Here is a 16,306-nt window from a genome sequence, read left to right on the forward strand (position 1 = left end):
CCTATCATGAGCGCACTCGACGAAAAAATTAACGAGCATTTCGCGGGCTACGTGGTCCGCAAAGACCTTGTGAAAGCGGTCAAGGGAAACGCAATCGTTCCAACCTATGTCCTCGAATACCTGCTCGGGCAGTACTGTGCGACTGACGATGAAGCATCGATCGAGAGCGGCATCGAAACCGTCAAAGAAATCCTCAGAAAGCACTACGTTCACAGAAGCGAAGCGGGACTGATCCAATCCACGATCAAGGAAAAGGGACGCTACAAGGTCATCGACCAGATCAGCGTCTCGCTGAACGAAAAAACAGACAGCTACGAAGCCACGTTCGACAACTTGGGCATCAAAAAGGTTGCGGTGGATAGCGGCACGGTCAAAGCGCATCCAAAGCTGCTTGTGACCGGCGTATGGTGTATTGCTGATGTCCAATACGAGTTTTCTGAGGACGCGCGAACGTCTCCGTGGGTGCTCGAGACCATCAAACCCATCCAGATCGCCAAGGTCGATTACGATGGGTACAAGGAGGCGCGCGCGCAATTTACCAAAGAAGAGTGGATTGATCTCTTAATGCAGTCAATTGGCTTCAATCCTGAAGCCTTCGGACGTCGCAGCAAGCTTTTGCAGCTGATGCGGCTGATCCCCTTCGTGGAGCGAAACTATAACATCATCGAACTTGGCCCAAAGGGAACGGGTAAATCGCATATCTACTCTGAGTTTTCGCCACACGGGCAGCTGATCTCCGGCGGCGAAGTGACCATCCCGAAGCTGTTTGTAAACAACTCGAATGGGAGAATCGGACTGGTCGGATATTGGGATGTGGTGGCCTTTGATGAATTTGCGGGGCGCGAGAAAACTGCGAACAAGGCCCTGGTCGACATCATGAAAAACTACATGGCAAACAAGACCTTCTCGCGCGGGGTTAACCCCATGGGGGCAGAAGCGAGCTTCGCGTTTGTCGGCAACACAGACCACAATGTGCCATTCATGCTCAAGAACAGCGACTTGTTCGAAGCCCTGCCACCCCAGTTCCATGACTCTGCATTCATTGACCGCCTCCACGCTTATCTGCCTGGCTGGGAGATCGACGTGATCCGAGGCGAGATGTTCACCACTGGCTACGGGTTCATTGTCGACTACCTCGCCGAGATCCTTCGCCATTTGCGCCAAGAAGACTTCTCCAACCGGCCGGACCTGCATTTCAAAGTCAGCGAGAAGATTTCAACCCGTGATCGGGACGCCGTCTACAAGACCATGTCGGGCTTCCTGAAGGTGATTTTCCCTGCCGGAGATGAAACAGCCGATGACGTTGAAGAGCTCTTGCAGCTCGCACTTGAAAGTCGAAAGCGCGTTAAGGACCAATTGTTTCGGATCGATGCGACTTATCCAGATGTCGACTTCTTCTACACTGGCTCTGACGGGGAAAAGCGGCGCGTCCAAACCGTCGAAGAGCAAGAGTTCCCCCAATTCTACTATCTGAAACCTGCCTTAGACCCAAAGCAGCAGGACCAATCCACTGATGCTGTCGATGATGACGTCATCGAAGTCGAACATGAGCCGCGCGACACATCGGAGACCTCAGCGCCCGCCAAGCCGCGCGCCGAAGAGGGTCACCACGTATTCGCCGAAAACCGAAAAGGCATCAGCTACGATAAACTGTTCGGGCCCTATCTGGACGGTGCATCGCGGATCGTAGTGACAGACCCCTACATTCGCTATTTTTACCAGATCAGGAACATGATGGAATTCGTCGAGATGGTGATTCAGCGCAAGGCGTTGGAAGATCAAGTGGCTATCCATCTTGTCACTGGGCCTGATGACGGAAACGTGCAAAAGCAACGCGAATTGCTGGAGAGCATTACTGAGGCATGCATCGGGTCCGGTGTTGATTTCACCTGGGCATTCGATGGCTCAGGGACCGCTCACTCGAGAGATATCGTCACCAACACTGGCTGGAAAATCGTTCTCGATCGCGGCCTGGATATTTTCCAAGCACCCATGCGACGCGACGGCTTCAGCCTAGGTGACCGCCTGCAGGAGCACCGCATGCTGAAGAATTTCTATGTGACCTATGTGCGGCAAGACTAACGGTGAGATCAGGTGACGATTTCAAAAGATAATTTTCGATTTCTCAGGTTGAGAGTAGCCAAGATTGGTTCTCGTACAAGCCGAGATCGGTAGGCAAATTGAGGTGCCGAAATGAATAAAACAAACAAAGAAGCGGTTATCGAAGATATTGCCCGTCATTCTCTTGATTGCATTGAAAAGGTCGCGGCCGATGCCGAAAATGCCCGCGCGGCCCATAAAAGGGGCGACGCGCGGGTCTTCACGACCATAAACACTCTCAACAGCCCTCAGGCTGTAAATAGCATCGGTTCGATATCAGACAGTGAAGCTGAGGCTATTGCCGCGCTCATCCAGCAACCTGTCATCGCGCGGGTTCACTTCCTGGACGAAAACGATGAAGAGGAGACAATCTTCATCACTCGCACCACGCCCCGGTCCGTTCCGGGCTACAAAATCGCAAGCTACCGGAGCGATCTCGGGAAGATTGCATCATTGGCCGCCGGTGATGAGGGATCATTCAAATTCGGGGCGAGAGAGCGGGACCTCCTGATAGATAGTCGCGCGCTGCTTAAACCAGAGCGTACGTCAAGCGGGTGGGACTCTCGTGAAACCGAAATTGATATCAGAGATTTGGGTCGGTTCACGGTTGGTTCGCTACGCGAAATCCTCACACCTGAAGGCGAAATCGAGGAAGGGGACCTCGAAGCGCTCTGGAACGATGACACCGATGAAAATGTCGTAGAAGGCGTTAGGCGGGCAATTATTACGCATATGGGCCTTCGCGATCAGCCTATTTTGGACCGGCATCAGGACGAGATTTTTAGGATGCCGATCAACACCAAGTGCTTCCTCTCAGGGCCTCCGGGTACTGGCAAGACTACCACGCTGATTAGGCGTTTGGGGCAGAAAACCGACCGACAGGCTCTCCAAGAGTCGCCTCAGGAGCTACGGTTAATCGAGCAAGTTGAAGCAGAAACCAACACCCCTCACGAGACAAGCTGGGTCGTTTTTTCCCCGACCGAATTGCTTCGTCAGTATGTGAAAGAGGCGTTTGCACGCGAAGGCTTGGCTGCGAGCGATACCCACATTAGAACTTGGGAAGAGTTCCGGCGTGAAATTGCTCGCGATGAATTCAAGCTATTGAGAACCAGTAGCGGGAGCGGCCCTTTCGTAGAACGGCGCGCCCAAGACTATCTTAAGGATGAAATTGCCGACGAAGCCTCGTGGTATGATGACTTTAGGTCATATTTGGATACTTCGGTTTCAGAAGAGCTAAGGGCCGATGCTAAGTGGTTGGCTGCAAGACCGGCTGACGATCTGACAACTATTGGCCAAAAACTCTCTGAAGATTTGGACACCCCACGGAAGGACATTTACGCCCACGCGCTACGGAATGTCACCGAGCTGGTACCTGACATTCGAGAAGCGATATCTGAACGAAGTGAAGCCATCTCTCGCCTTATCGCCAAAGCCCGCAACGCGCTTGTCTACGAAGACCGCAACTTTCCAAACATTCTCCGAGAGGAGATATCTCGTCAGCTGTCAAACGCACCACAACCGGCAGAGGATATAGATGACTTTGAAGATGCACTCGATGATGAAGATCAAGTTACAGAGGAACCTCAACCCGGCCGTCCAGTAAGCCGCCAGCAAGCCCTTGTGCGCTTCGAGCGTGCGCTCAAGGCGATCGCAAGGGCTCGACTGGCCAAACGAACTGTATCGGAAAAGTCTCAGGACGGAATGCTTCTAGCTTGGCTTGGCGAGAAGCGCATTCCATCAGATGAGGACTTGGCTGAGTTGGGGAAACTGCTGTTGGAGCAGACCCGTCTGCGAAAGTTTGAGCGACTTGAACGCCTTTTCCTTCGGGGCATCGCACCAAAGTATAAGCGGTTTCGTGCGGAGCGAGTAAAAACTTCACGCTGGTATGAGGCAGCCCCCACCAAACCTTCTGATATTTTTTGGAAAGAACTTGACCTCGTTGTTCTCGCCGCACTGCAAATCGCCAATGAGCTGCTCGGACACTATCGAAGGCATGCAGAAAGCAGCCTGCCGGAGGGAGGCTTCCTTGGTAGCGTGCGCGCCATGCAGAGAGCGCAGGTTCTGATTGACGAAGCTACAGATTTCTCACGTGTTCAACTTGCAGCTATGCACGAGATTGCGCACCCAACTTCCAGCTCGTTCTTCCTCTGCGGAGATATCAATCAACGCCTGACATCGTGGGGCCTAAAGACAAATGAAGCCCTAGACTGGATTACCAAAGGTATTGAACGAAAGTCGATCACCGTGTCGTATAGGCAAAGCCAACGTCTCGTGGAGCTTGCAAAGGATGTTGCATCACTGGGTGGGTCAAAAGCCGAAGACATAATATTGCCGGATCGTCTCGACGCAGAAGGCTTGTCGCCGGTATGGCAGGATGCTCTGAACGATCATGAAAAGGTCTCCGACTGGCTCACAAACCGTATTCACGAGATTGATCGAATGCTTCAGCGGTCCACAACGATCGCGGTTCTTGTGAATGAAGAAGCTGACGTAGAGCCCCTAGCTTTGGCGCTGAACGACCGCTTGGAAGAAATCAGTCTCTCTGCAGTTGCGTGCAAAGACGGCAAGGTGGTTGGGAACGATAGAGATGTCAGAGTGTTCGATATCCGCCATATCAAAGGCCTGGAATTCGAAGCGGTCTTTTTTATCGGGCTAGATGAGACAATTGCGAAGCATCCCGATTTGTTCGCCAAATTTCTTTATGTGGGGGCAACGCGGGCAGCGAACTACCTTGGCGTCACCTTTACACAATCAATCCCTGGGCAAGTGGCGATGCTAGCGCCCCATTTTCAAAAGGACTGGCCAATGTAGCCGGGAAAAGGCTGTCACTGGAACAATGATCTACTATGCTCATTTGGGACACGCGAAGGAAAGATTGCGATGATGGGCGCATTTTTAAGCTATATCAACACAGTCAGGCCTCTATTTGGTGGACTTCGTCACCGACGCGGGCGGGAAAACTTTTCTCGATCGCGGAATCGAATGATCGTCAAATTTGCATGACAAATGCCAGAGCGGGAAACCCGCCCTGGCGCTAAGGTCACTCGGTGACCGGATCTTCATCGCGGCGCGGGAAGGCGACCATTTCGACATCGGGGAACATGCTGTGTTTGACATTGATCGACGTGATGTTGCCGCTGTCGTCGGTGTTCACGAAGAGGACGCCGCAGCGGTCCCAGAAGTTCTTGCCGTCTTTTTCGCCGGATTTGACGTTCAGTTTCAGAGTTTGAGTAGCCATCTTTTGATCCTCACTTTGAGTGTTTCGATGAACATGACCAAAGCTGGCACCAAGGGGCTGTCAGCGAGAAACTTGTCTCGCGAGGAATGCGCTGGCACAGGGGAATTTTCTTGTTGAAGCGGGGCTTGCACCGCGCCTGCTACGGCTGCCCGCTTATGTTCAGCAATCAGAAACACGGCGTTGAGGATCTGAGTTCGGCACTCCAAAATCGACTGCCACGTCGTAACGCATCAGAATGGCCAAGGACCTCAAAATCTCGCTGCAGCCGAACGGCTTTCGGTCAATCCAATTCAACAGCGGCCCCAGTTCACGTGCGCGCCAGATCCGCTTCCTCGTGCTCGAAGGCTGTCGCCATCTCCCTGATCTCCCGCTCCGGAGCCCCGAGGGCACGCGCAACTTCACGCCAAGCCATAGTCGCTTCGGTCACCTCGGCAATGATACGATCTGCCTCGCCGCGTTCGAGAAGATAGGATTCATGTTGCGCGCGGTGCAGGGCGATACTGGCATCCGGATTGTCGTCATCAACGTAGCTTTTGAGCATGCGTGGTTGGTTCGGAACAGGGTTGATATCGTAGGCCGGTGAAAGGTGCCAGCCGCCACGCCCACGCAGAAATCCGTGATTGCGCATATGGTCATCGAGGTTCGTCACGAGAATGGAAAAGGCAACCCGCCGGTAGAGTTCCTCGCGGTCTTGGTCGGGCGTTACGCTTTCTGAGGTGATGATATCGGCCAGGTCCAAATAGCTGTAGCTTTCGCCATCCTTGCCGCCCAGCATCGCCATAGCGGAGATGAAGGGGATCCTGCCGTCCTCGTTCCGGTCAAACCGATGGGACAAGAAAACAGGCTTGTCGCCCGCCATCTCAAGCGTGTGATCCGAGACCGTAATTCCAGCGCGTCTTGCCAATTCCAGTGCAATGGCTTCCCAGCGTTCCACGCAATAAGTGTCCGTCTCTTTCGGGAACTTCGCAACCGACAGGCGGCCGTGCTGGTCAAGGACGCTGGCCTTCGGCCGAGCGCCTCCTAGCGAGCTCCCCGGTGCAAACAGCATTTGAAGGTCCTCAGCGGACTCTTCCCCGCGAAGGACGCGTTGCGAGGCATTCAGCAGATCCCCGAGGCTCACGAGCGCAGGCACGCCAATGCCCTCGCGGGCTTGAAACACTCCTTCAACCTTGAAACGCAGCGCACCCAAACGGGTCTCATCATTCACCCCAAGCAGGTAGTCGGTTTCTTGCAGTGTCCTCGGACGTCGCCCCTCGGCCTCTGCCATGCGCCCCTCAAAACGCCGCATCACCGTTCTGCCCCAAGTGTCAGGGGCAGAATCCCCAAGTGGTGCAAGCATGTCCTGCCCTGCTTCAGGCACGAATTGCCCTTTGACGAGAGGCATGTCCGGCGAAAGCCCGAAGGCATTTTCGTCGGCAAGCCAGTCGTCATGATAGGTAAAGGATACCCGCTCTCGGCCGCGCCCCGCTATGCGGTGGAGCGTGCCAACCCGTTTCAACCCCTTCCAGTCGATCCAGACCTCAACCATTTTTCAGTCTCGCACGCTGCGGGAGGTCATCCAGAGCCATCTGCTCACCGACCGGATCATCGATATCCCCCCAACCTTTCAAGAGGCCGAGCGCCTGCAGCACTGCCACGTAAGTGCCGATCTTGACTGCAGGGTTCCCGCTTTCGATCTTGGCAATGGTCTGCCGCGTTGTGCCAGCGCGCTGCGCAACAATCTCGGCGGTCAACTTGCGGCGCAGTCGCGCAACACGAATGTTTTCCCCAAGTGTCACGAGCTCCTTACGTGCCGCCCTGGGCATTTTGATCGGAACAGCCATAATGATATCTCCAAGCGACACTAAGCCTCTATATGTTACGCTGATAAAACATTATTGTCAATTTTCGCCGCTCAACCTGACGATCCAACGCCCCTGCTCGCACCACGACTTATGTTATCTCATCATAACATTGACAGCATTAAGGTTACCATTACGAAACATGGCCTGGTTACCTCACCGCACACATACAGCGCGTTTGCTCGAACGAAATGATTGCGTTACCTTCCTTCGAAAGTCATGCCTGCAACCCCGCAGCGCGAACCTGTTCGGGCGTCACCAGCTTTGACGCAATCAAATCTTCGATCTGGCGGTTCGTGATGTGGCGGCACAAGGGATGGCGCTCGTGGATCCACTCGGCGAGGCTGACACGGCCTTTGGCTTCGGCCTCTCGCGCTTTCTCACGCTCCGCCTGGATCTGGGCCAGCCCCTTTTCCCAACGCCGCATCTTGAACCAGTTGTCTGAGAAGCAGACCTTGCTGCGCGTGTAACCTTCGCTTTCCTTGGCATAGGCTTTGACCGCCTGCAGCAGGTCATCGGGCTCTACCCCCGCCTTCACAGCCGCTGCAATCAGGCGCAGACTGGTTCGCCGGTCTCGGATCCTGTCTTCGGGATAGGCTGCCAAGATCTTCTCAGACCCAAAATCTTCAACCTCCTCCGCCGCCTCGCGCCTGCGCGTAGGTGGTTTATGGATGGTTTTAGGATGGTTTGGGGTCCACCGTGAACCCCGTACCCCGTTCACCGTGGACCCCGTACCGGGTTCAGGCTGGACGGGGTTCACAGTGACCCCCGTCTCAATGTCGGGCTCGGCCGTGGGTTCGAGCGCAGCCACGCGCACCAGAACGATGCGGTAAATGACAGTGTAGCCGTTCTTACAGTTCCGCCGCCCAGTCTCGATCAAAATGCCTTCGCGCAGGAAATCGATGATGGTGCGCTTCACCGTGCTCTCGCTGAGCTCTGTGTGACGCTGGATCGTCCCCTTGGAGCACCAGATGCCCGAACCGTCATCGCTCGCTTTATCGGCCAAGAACATGATGATCTGCTTGCGCGCGGCGCTGCCAAAGCGGCGCTCGGCGCATTCATTTGCGATGCGCCAGCTCATGATCTCACCGCCAATTGGGTTGAGGTCAGACCGGAAATGCCGTAGGTATTGGGACGGAAATATTCTTCTATGCCGTTGAGGTGGGTGGCCGCCCCCTCAGCGGTTTTTCTTTGTCCTTTCGCCAGAGCGAGAGACTGTGAAAAACCGTTTACTTGGGCCTCGTAACCTATTGAAAAGTGACCCTGAACGAAACAAGTCCGTTTACAATTTTTCCTTTTGAAATCAACGAAATTTTCCGGATTGCAAATCCGTGTACACCGGTTCGATTCCGGTACTCGCCTCCATATCTCCCTGTCAACAACCCAGAATCTTGCCAGAGCGCGTTGTCACGAGGGTTCAATGCCGTTGCAGCGAGAATGGCTGGCTCAGGCCGCTGTCGCGCGTTGGGCCGTTACCCGATTGAACCAGCTGACGATCTCTTGCAGGTCAGGTGTGATTTCCTCAGCGGCGCCTCCTGTGAACTCCTGAAATTTCTCGTTGTTCAGGCCGTTGACACCGACCAGAACGGGAATATCCCGCGCCAGGGCTTCAGCGATGACAGGGCGGAAGCCGCGGCCGTCCGCCTCGTGTTTGCCGAACTTATTGATAATCAGAAGCTGCGGATTGTCGTCCAGAGAAGCAGTTACATATCCGACGGCCTGCTCCAGCGCGGCCGGGTCAAGACGGCAACCACGCGACTGGGTGCCCAGAGACTGGGAAATCCGAATGGTCTCACCCTCGGGCAACACCCGGACGTCCATGTCGCATTTGCTGCTGTCCGCGCATTCGGTGTTGGTCTGAACCACACCAGCCAGCCGCGCGTCAGCGTTCAGAAGATGCTCGGCCACAGCGCTCAGCAGGCGGTCGGTTGCGCCGCGATCGGTGGTGGTGACATAGGCCAGGTACATTCAGAGACCCTCTTCTTACAAATACATGACATTCCAGATAGCACGCATGTCTGTGCTCGGCCACACCTCGCGTCAAGGCAGGGGGGAAAGGCCAATCACAGGTGTGTGCAGGTGAAGCAGAACCGCAAATACGGCAAGCGCGACAAGACCGGACCATTTGCCCGGCCATGGGCGCGGTGCGCGTAGCGAGAAGCGCGCGGTATTGCGCGACAGACGCGTCCATTCGATACCCATCGCCCGCGCCTTGCGGCGGTCGATCAGCGCCATACCCATTACAGCGAAACCCGCGAATAGCCCGAAAAGGATGACATGGGACAGGCTGCCATTGGCCAGTAGGTGCGCGCCGGCCCACAACATCAGCGCTGCCAAAACCGGATGGCGCGTGGTGCGAAGGATGCCCGGGTTCTCGGGGTCAAAGGCGCGGTATCCCAGCCCTCCGAACGAAAACGGGTTCTGGATCGACAGCCCCACTATGGCCAGCCAGCAGGCAATCGGCATGATCAGCAGCGGTATCCAGCGAAAAAGCGCAAAAGGCGGTATGACTTCGACATAAGGCGCCTGTGCGGCCGCGACGACAAGCCAGCCCAGCACCAGCAGGGACAGGGCGGAATAGGCAGCGAAATACCGCCTGCGCCCCATCGTTTCGATCAGCCTGCCACGCACGGCGGGACGAGCCGGGACAACGTGGGTCAGAAGGAAGGTGATCAGCGCTGCAAGGAAGAGGGCCCAACCGGTCATGATAAACTCCGAACATATTGCGCCCGGTTTAGGCTGCGGCGCGGGGGTGGTCCTTGTCCGAAATCAAGTCGGGCGCAGGGGCAGATACGCTGCCCCTGCCCTTGTTCACAAGCCCAGTGCCTTGCGCCGTTCTTCGGCAAAGCCCTGCACCATGCGGTCGGCAATCAGCGCCAGGATGGCCATCGCGGCACCAGCCGAGATACCAAGCCCCACATCGGCCTGCCCAAGCGCCAGATAGATCGACTGGCCCAGGCCGGTCGTCCCGATCAGCGCCGCAATCACCAGCATGGCAAAGGCATAAAGGATGGTTTGGTTCAGCCCCAGCAGGATGGTCGGCGCCGCGTAAGGCGCACGCACGTCACGCATGATCTGCCACTCGGTCGCGCCGCTTGAAATGGCGGCCTCCATCATCTCTTCCGGTGTATTGACCAGTCCGTGCCGCGTGTAACGGATCATCGGGACGATGGCATAGGCGCAGATCGCCAGAAAGGCAGAGAACTCGCCAATCTGAAACACCATCAGCACCGGGATCAGGAACACGAACAGCGGAATCGTCTGCAGCATGTCACAGATCGGGCGGACGATTTTCCACACCGGCTCCCATACCGCGCTGGCCAGACCGATCAGCCCGCCAACTACGGCGCAGGAAAACACCGCAGCACCGCTGAGGTAGAGCGACAGCAGCGCCCTTTCCCACAGGCCCGAGACGAGGATGGTGCAGAGCAGCCCCACCGACAGCGCTGCCAGACGCCAGCCGCCCGCAACCCAGCCAAGGGCGGCGGTTCCGGTCAGGACAAACGGCCAAGGCAGGTTGGCAATTCCGGTTTCCAGCATGCCAATCAGGATCAACACGACCAGTCCACCGGTCAGGTGCCCGCGCCACGCCATCAGCAGGGTGATACCGGCACCGGCGGCGAACAGGCCGTAACTCATCCCGGGTGTCCACTGGAACCCCCAGGTAAACGGCAGAACCGCCTGATCAAGACCGATCCGCAACGGCAACAGAACATAGAACAGCGAGTTGTTCTTGAGCGCATCCAGCCACGGTCCGTTCGCCTGTGTGAACGCCGTCAGACCACTGTCGACCGCTTCGGCCATGGGGTCCAGAAGCGTCAGTTCGGACGGATCCGGAAGCCATGCCCAAAAGGCGGCCGTGAACAGCACGGTAAAGCCCAGGACAGCCCAAACGACGCGTTGGTCATAACGCTTGCGCTCGGTCGCCAGAATGCCGCTCATCCGGTCGATCACCACGGCGAAAACCACAATCACCAGACCGGCCAGCAGGGATTCACCGAACTGCGCCTTGCGCATGGTCAGCAGAACCTCCCAGCCGATGTCGTTGAATCCGCCGATAACAGCCGCAATGATCACCATCGACAGCGCCGCCATCAGACATTGGTTCACACCAACCATGATCTGCGTCGCGGCGGCGGGGATTTCCACCTGAAACAGTTGCTGAAACCGGGTGCCGCCGGACATGATGGCAGCCTCTTTGATTTCGGGCTCGACCCTTTCGAGGCCCAGCATCACGTTTCGCGCCATCGGCGGCGCGGCGTAGATGGCCGAGGCGATCAGACCAACAACGGGGCCGAAACCAAAGAGCAGCAGCAGCGGCGTCAGATAGGCAAAAGTCGGCACAGTCTGCATCACGTCCAGCACCGCCTGCACAAAGGATTTCACCTTTGGCACCTCATTCGCGAGGATACCGATCGCTCCGCCAACGATCAGCGCGACCGGCACCGAGACGGCGACCAGCGCCAGGGTGTTCATGCTCTCGGCCCAGTAGCCTGAGGCCAGGACAAAGCTGAGGCCGAAGAACCCCAACGCCGCCATCGGCAAGCCGCCGAGATACCAGCCCAATGCCGTGACAAGACCGATGAGGATCGGCCACGGGGTATTGGCAAGCACATAGTTGGCCGCATTCATCGGATAGGTCATCAGATCGGAAAACAACCGCATGGCGGGTTTGATCCCGTTGAGGAACCAGTCCAGGAACGCGCCCACCCATTGGGTCGCAGGCAGTTCCCACGCGGTGGGCCATTTCACCAGCCACGGGGCGACGCCTTCCAGTGCAAGACACACGGCACCGACGATCACGGTGATCAGGGCCGCCCGCGCGCCTGCAGTCAGCCGCGCCCGATGCGCAGAAATATCCGTAGCCGCGGTCATGTGTCATCCACCTGAAGCGCGGCGGCCAGATCCGACGGGTGGACACTACCGACGATGTTGCCTGCCTCGTCACGCACAGGCACCGGTTCGTACAGTTCCATGCAATGTGCAAGGGCGGCGTCCAGCGTCATCGCCGTGGTCAGGCCCGGATCATCCGGCCCACACTCACTTTCGCCTCCGCGCATGACCGAGGCGACCTTGGCGTGCTGGCCCTTGGCCACATCTTTCGAGAATTCGCGCACGTAGTCGTCGACCGGGCGCAGCACGATATCCGTGGGCGTTCCGATCTGAACGATCTTGCCGTCGCGCATGATCGCTATCCGGTCGGCCAGCTTCAGCGCCTCTTGAATATCGTGCGTGATGAAGACGATGGATTTCTTCAGCGTCGCCTGAATGCGCAGGAACTCATCCTGCAACTGGCGGCGGATAAGGGGGTCGAGGGCCGAAAACGGCTCGTCCAGAAACCAGATATCGGGATTCACGGCCAATGACCGTGCGATGCCAACACGCTGGCGCTGACCGCCCGAAAGCTGGCGCGGGAAACTGTCTTCGCGGCCTTCCAATCCGACCAGCGATATTACTTCCTGCGCGCGGGCCAGACGTTCCTTTTTGCCAACGCCCTGAACACGCAGCGGGTAGGCCACATTTTCGGCAACGGTCATGTGCGGGAACAGACCAAAATGCTGGAACACCATGCCCAGCTTCTTGCGACGCAGCTCGGTCAGCGTCTTTTTTGATGCGCCAATGACATTCTCGCCGTCCACATGGATTTCTCCGCCCGTTCCGGGCAGCAACTGCGAGATACACCGGATCAACGTGGACTTGCCCGACCCCGAAAGCCCCATGATGACGAAAAGCTCGCCCTCCTGGACTTCGAAATTCGCGTCCTGAACGGCCGGAATTAACCCGTTTTCGCGCAGATCGGCGGCGGCTTTTTCAGAGTCGTTCCCTGACCGAGACAGCGCGTCGGTCAGGGCTTTGTCAGCACCAGGGCCAAAGACCTGCCAGAGATTCCGGCAGGCAATGGCTGGCGTGTTTGCGTCAGTCACTTATGCGGCTCACTTGGTTGCCGCGTCGACGACCGGACGCCATTTGCCTTCGTTCTCGGCCATCCAAGCGGCGACAACTTCTTCGACCGAGCCGCCGTCAACGTCGATCGCACCCATCATCGGCTGCTGGTCTTCGACCGCCAGTTGGTAGTTGGTCAGGATCTCGTAAGCGGCGGGCCATTTCTCCTCCATGCCGCTCCAACCGGCTTTGAAGATGCGCGAGGGCGAGAAGTCGCAGTCATTCACCGCGTTCGGGTTCGGACCCCAGGCCGGATCGTTGAAGCAAGCCTCTTCGCCCGCAGGCAGTTCAACGAACTGAACGTCATAGGCCGACATCGCCCAGTGCGGCTGCCAGAAGGTGATCAGCAGCGGCGACTTGCGTTCAGTCGAAGCGCGCAATTCCGCGATCAGAGCACCTTCCGAGCCCGCAGGAACCGCTTTGAAAGGCAGTTCAAGACCCGTCATACGATCCGCGCCGGGTGTACCCCAGTCCGCAGGATAGTCGACCAGACGCCCGCCGGGCAGCGTCTCGGCCGTAGCAAAGACCTGCGCGCAGTCTTTCAGCGCTTCCCAAGCAGGCAGGCCGGGGCACAGATCGGCCACATGGGCCGGGTATGCGATACCTTCTTTGGCATCCAGCCCAAGATCGCCGATTTCGACCACGGTGCCTTCGTCGATTTTCTTGGCATATTCGTCCGACACGTTAGACGACCAGATTTCCAGCGTTGCGTCGATGTCGCCATCGGCCAGCGCCTGGAACTGGTTCATCATGCCCGCTGTGACGTATTCAACGTTATATCCTGCGGCCTTCAGCATCTCGCCCGCGACATGCGTTGTAACGTGCTGACCGGTCCATTCGTTGATTGCCAGCTTGATCGGCTCGTCCACGGCGCCCATATCCGCCGCCTGTGCCGATCCCGCGACCGCAAGGGCCAAAAGGCTTACACTCAGTTTTTTCATGATTTTTCTCCCTGTCTTCTTTGTTTTGCCCACCCCGACGCGTTTTTACGCCGGCTGACTTGTCTGGTGACAATACCATGTCGCAACATGCACAAATTTAGCCGGAAAAGGAAAGTGAACACTGACACCAGAGCTAAGCTAATTTCACTTTTTTGGCGCGATTTCCCCCACCCGCTTTGCAACGCAACTGCACCGTCCTGGCTTGTTGCTGAGGTTTGCCAGGGCACCGGACATTGATTGACGAGTCAATCACAAACCCGAATCCCCTGTTTTGTCGAGCATTTCTTTGCAAAACCGTCTAAATTTCTGCATTTCGCAATAGTCGCGATCTATTGAATCCGGCCAACCGGGCGCAACTTGCCCCCTTGCCAGAAAGGAACAAAAAGGAAACACTAGCGCCGGAGGAACCGAATGATGCGCCATTTTGACGAAATCTACAGCATTGCCGCCGGCCGGCATGGCGGCCCTGACAGGCTGGAGGAAAAGCTGAGCAAACCCAAAAGCACCGCTGAGCTGGCCGCCATGCCGGACGACCGCTGGTTGTCGACAATAACAAAAACCATTTTTCAGGCGGGATTCAGCTGGAAAGTCATCGAATCCAAGTGGGATGGGTTCGAAACGGCATTTGACGGATTTGATGTCGGGCGGTGCGCCTTCATGGACGACGAAAAGTTCGACAGCCTGCTGCAAGACACTCGTATCGTGCGCAACGGAACAAAGATCGCCGCCGTTCGGGACAACGCCGCGTTTCTGCTGGGACTGCGTGAAGAAGGCGGAGCGGGTCAGGTTCTGGGCGGCTGGCCTTCGCACGACTACATTGGCCTGCTGGCCATGCTGGCCAAACGCGGGGCGCGCCTTGGAGGGGCTTCGGCTCAATATGCAATGCGGTTTGCCGGGCGTGACAGTTTTATATTGTCACAGGACGTCACCGCGCGGCTGATCGCCGAGGGCATCATTGATAGGCCCGCTACGTCGAAAAAGGCAATGGCCGCAGTACAGCAAGCTTTCAACACATGGATGGAGCAATCCGGCCGATCGTTGACAGAAATCAGCCGTGTTCTGGCGACGAGCCTCTAAAATCACCTTGCAGGCGGAATGCGTCGTACTAGGCTGCTAGGCATGATCACTCGCGTTATGCTAGTCGCCCTGTTTCTGCTTGCGTCCTGCAGCCGCCCGCTGACAGAAACCGAACGCGCGTTTACCGATACCATTCAGGGCAAAAGCCTGGACATTGATCGCGTCAGACTTGTCGATGGCGCGCCCGTGCTGCCCATTACATACTACCGCGAGGCGCGACCGCGTCTGGCCTGCCGGGATCGCATTCTGCCACCGGCCGAAGAGGGGCTTGTCACCAGCACCCCTGCCGCAGTGGCCTTGTTCAACCGGGTCTATTTCTCGCGTGACTGGTATCTTGAGAATTACATGTCCGGATTTCCGGACGAAATGAACCTGATTGCCGCAATGCTTCTGGCGCATGAACTGACCCATGTCTGGCAGTGGCAGAACCGCGAAACCACCGGGTATCATCCTTTACGCGCGGCGGCAGAACATGGCGGACGCAAGGATCCCTATTTGTTCGACCTCGAAACTTCGCCTGACTTCCTTTCTTACGGGTTCGAACAACAGGGCGCGATCGTCGAGGAATATGTGTGCTGCCGGGCGCTGGATCCCCAGGCGGCCCGCACGCAGCGTCTGCACGACATGCTGGGTGTGCACTTCGACCTGTCACCGCTGCCCGAGAAGGGGCGCGAGCGTGACGTCGCCCTGCCGTGGCGGGGCGCGGAAATCAACGGCATTTGCAGCTGATCACCGTCACTTTTGCAGCGTTTCCAGATAGGCGACCAGATCGACAATTGGCTGGCTCGTCAGAATCGGCTGGCCATCATGCGTTTTGATCGCCGTGTCCTGCCCTTCGAAGAACGGCCCATACACAGGCATCGGGCTGCCGTGCGAAACCAGAGGATCGCGCCCGTCGATCCGTGCCACAACTCTTGCCCGTGGAAACACCCCATTTGCATCCGCTAATTTGGTCAGGTCAGTGGGCTGAATAACCAAGACACCGGCCATCGGACCCTGACCCGTTGCTTCGATCCCGTGACAGGTGGCGCAGTGGCGCAGGTACAAATGGCCACCATTTTCGGCATCCTGTGCTGGCGCTTGTGATGCCAGAAAGACGGCTGTCAGAAATGTGACCCGGGCGGCGGACATTTTCATCGTAATCTCCTGTCAGGATTGGCAATTGC

At 57.1% G+C, this 16,306-nt stretch carries 14 protein-coding genes; 4 read left to right on the forward strand and 10 right to left on the reverse strand.

The genetic code is table 11. The features are described 5' to 3' along the window. The first annotated feature begins 6 nt into the window (after positions 1-6). Positions 7-2,082 carry a BREX system Lon protease-like protein BrxL gene (gene brxL, locus ACR0J2_RS05070; protein WP_480811853.1) on the forward strand — a complete coding sequence of 692 codons (2,076 nt, stop codon included), beginning with the start codon at positions 7-9 and terminating at the stop codon, positions 2,080-2,082. Between the two features lie 111 nt (positions 2,083-2,193). Then, entirely contained in the window at positions 2,194-4,911 is a 2,718-nt protein-coding gene (locus ACR0J2_RS05075) for an ATP-binding domain-containing protein (protein WP_480811854.1), read from the forward strand. Between the two features lie 229 nt (positions 4,912-5,140). Here ACR0J2_RS05075 and ACR0J2_RS05080 read toward each other — a convergent pair whose 3' ends face one another. The 9 genes from ACR0J2_RS05080 to ACR0J2_RS05120 all read right to left on the reverse strand — a co-directional run bounded on the left by ACR0J2_RS05080 (position 5,141) and on the right by ACR0J2_RS05120 (position 14,063). Then, positions 5,141-5,338, reverse strand: a complete 198-nt coding sequence (locus tag ACR0J2_RS05080) for a hypothetical protein (protein WP_035262952.1) — start codon at positions 5,336-5,338, stop codon at positions 5,141-5,143. Between the two features lie 307 nt (positions 5,339-5,645). Then, positions 5,646-6,866 carry a type II toxin-antitoxin system HipA family toxin gene (locus ACR0J2_RS05085; protein ID WP_480811855.1) on the reverse strand — a complete coding sequence of 407 codons (1,221 nt, stop codon included), beginning with the start codon at positions 6,864-6,866 and terminating at the stop codon, positions 5,646-5,648. After that, positions 6,859-7,161 carry a helix-turn-helix transcriptional regulator gene (locus ACR0J2_RS05090; RefSeq protein ID WP_171186123.1) on the reverse strand — a complete coding sequence of 101 codons (303 nt, stop codon included), beginning with the start codon at positions 7,159-7,161 and terminating at the stop codon, positions 6,859-6,861. The genes ACR0J2_RS05085 and ACR0J2_RS05090 overlap by 8 nt, the downstream gene beginning before the upstream one ends. Positions 7,162-7,396: 235 nt before the next feature. After that, positions 7,397-8,260, reverse strand: a complete 864-nt coding sequence (locus ACR0J2_RS05095; protein ID WP_480811856.1) for a hypothetical protein — start codon at positions 8,258-8,260, stop codon at positions 7,397-7,399. Between the two features lie 365 nt (positions 8,261-8,625). After that, the gene (locus tag ACR0J2_RS05100) at positions 8,626-9,147 is read right to left on the reverse strand and encodes a DUF2478 domain-containing protein (RefSeq protein WP_170609989.1); all 522 of its coding nucleotides are present in this window, start codon (positions 9,145-9,147) and stop codon (positions 8,626-8,628) included. A 72-nt stretch (positions 9,148-9,219) separates the two neighbouring features. Then, positions 9,220-9,885 carry an NnrU family protein gene (locus tag ACR0J2_RS05105; protein WP_480811857.1) on the reverse strand — a complete coding sequence of 222 codons (666 nt, stop codon included), beginning with the start codon at positions 9,883-9,885 and terminating at the stop codon, positions 9,220-9,222. A 105-nt stretch (positions 9,886-9,990) separates the two neighbouring features. Next, complete coding sequence (locus ACR0J2_RS05110) at positions 9,991-12,054, reverse strand: ABC transporter permease (protein ID WP_480811858.1); 2,064 nt, start codon at positions 12,052-12,054, stop codon at positions 9,991-9,993. Next, entirely contained in the window at positions 12,051-13,103 is a 1,053-nt protein-coding gene (locus ACR0J2_RS05115; RefSeq protein ID WP_170805327.1) for a betaine/proline/choline family ABC transporter ATP-binding protein, read from the reverse strand. The genes ACR0J2_RS05110 and ACR0J2_RS05115 overlap by 4 nt, the downstream gene beginning before the upstream one ends. Positions 13,104-13,112: 9 nt before the next feature. Further along, positions 13,113-14,063: an ABC transporter substrate-binding protein gene (locus ACR0J2_RS05120; RefSeq protein WP_480811859.1), complete on the reverse strand. Its 951-nt coding sequence runs from the start codon at positions 14,061-14,063 to the stop codon at positions 13,113-13,115. Between the two features lie 414 nt (positions 14,064-14,477). Here ACR0J2_RS05120 and ACR0J2_RS05125 point away from each other — a divergent pair, with 414 nt between their 5' ends. Both ACR0J2_RS05125 and ACR0J2_RS05130 read left to right on the forward strand, forming a co-directional pair. Beyond that, the gene (locus tag ACR0J2_RS05125) at positions 14,478-15,140 is read left to right on the forward strand and encodes a DNA-3-methyladenine glycosylase I (RefSeq protein ID WP_480812033.1); all 663 of its coding nucleotides are present in this window, start codon (positions 14,478-14,480) and stop codon (positions 15,138-15,140) included. A 42-nt stretch (positions 15,141-15,182) separates the two neighbouring features. After that, positions 15,183-15,869, forward strand: coding sequence for a hypothetical protein (locus ACR0J2_RS05130; protein ID WP_170805326.1), 687 nt, complete (start codon positions 15,183-15,185; stop codon positions 15,867-15,869). A 6-nt stretch (positions 15,870-15,875) separates the two neighbouring features. On the opposite strand, the gene ACR0J2_RS05135 is transcribed toward ACR0J2_RS05130, so the two are convergent. After that, the gene (locus ACR0J2_RS05135) at positions 15,876-16,277 is read right to left on the reverse strand and encodes a c-type cytochrome (RefSeq protein WP_170609977.1); all 402 of its coding nucleotides are present in this window, start codon (positions 16,275-16,277) and stop codon (positions 15,876-15,878) included. Positions 16,278-16,306 lie beyond the last annotated feature (29 nt).

The organism is Ruegeria sp. CG4 (assembly GCF_056537185.1).

Excerpts from the sequence above, each read along its gene's own strand:
- brxL (WP_480811853.1), top strand. The coding sequence starts at position 7 with ATGAGCGCACTCGACGAAAAAATTAACGAGCATTTCGCGGGCTACGTG.
- ACR0J2_RS05075 (WP_480811854.1), top strand. The coding sequence starts at position 2,194 with ATGAATAAAACAAACAAAGAAGCGGTTATCGAAGATATTGCCCGTCAT.
- ACR0J2_RS05080 (WP_035262952.1), bottom strand. The coding sequence starts at position 5,338 with ATGGCTACTCAAACTCTGAAACTGAACGTCAAATCCGGCGAAAAAGAC.
- ACR0J2_RS05085 (WP_480811855.1), bottom strand. The coding sequence starts at position 6,866 with ATGGTTGAGGTCTGGATCGACTGGAAGGGGTTGAAACGGGTTGGCACG.
- ACR0J2_RS05090 (WP_171186123.1), bottom strand. The coding sequence starts at position 7,161 with ATGGCTGTTCCGATCAAAATGCCCAGGGCGGCACGTAAGGAGCTCGTG.
- ACR0J2_RS05095 (WP_480811856.1), bottom strand. The coding sequence starts at position 8,260 with ATGAGCTGGCGCATCGCAAATGAATGCGCCGAGCGCCGCTTTGGCAGC.
- ACR0J2_RS05100 (WP_170609989.1), bottom strand. The coding sequence starts at position 9,147 with ATGTACCTGGCCTATGTCACCACCACCGATCGCGGCGCAACCGACCGC.
- ACR0J2_RS05105 (WP_480811857.1), bottom strand. The coding sequence starts at position 9,885 with ATGACCGGTTGGGCCCTCTTCCTTGCAGCGCTGATCACCTTCCTTCTG.
- ACR0J2_RS05110 (WP_480811858.1), bottom strand. The coding sequence starts at position 12,054 with ATGACCGCGGCTACGGATATTTCTGCGCATCGGGCGCGGCTGACTGCA.
- ACR0J2_RS05120 (WP_480811859.1), bottom strand. The coding sequence starts at position 14,063 with ATGAAAAAACTGAGTGTAAGCCTTTTGGCCCTTGCGGTCGCGGGATCG.
- ACR0J2_RS05125 (WP_480812033.1), top strand. The coding sequence starts at position 14,478 with ATGCGCCATTTTGACGAAATCTACAGCATTGCCGCCGGCCGGCATGGC.
- ACR0J2_RS05130 (WP_170805326.1), top strand. The coding sequence starts at position 15,183 with ATGATCACTCGCGTTATGCTAGTCGCCCTGTTTCTGCTTGCGTCCTGC.
- ACR0J2_RS05135 (WP_170609977.1), bottom strand. The coding sequence starts at position 16,277 with ATGAAAATGTCCGCCGCCCGGGTCACATTTCTGACAGCCGTCTTTCTG.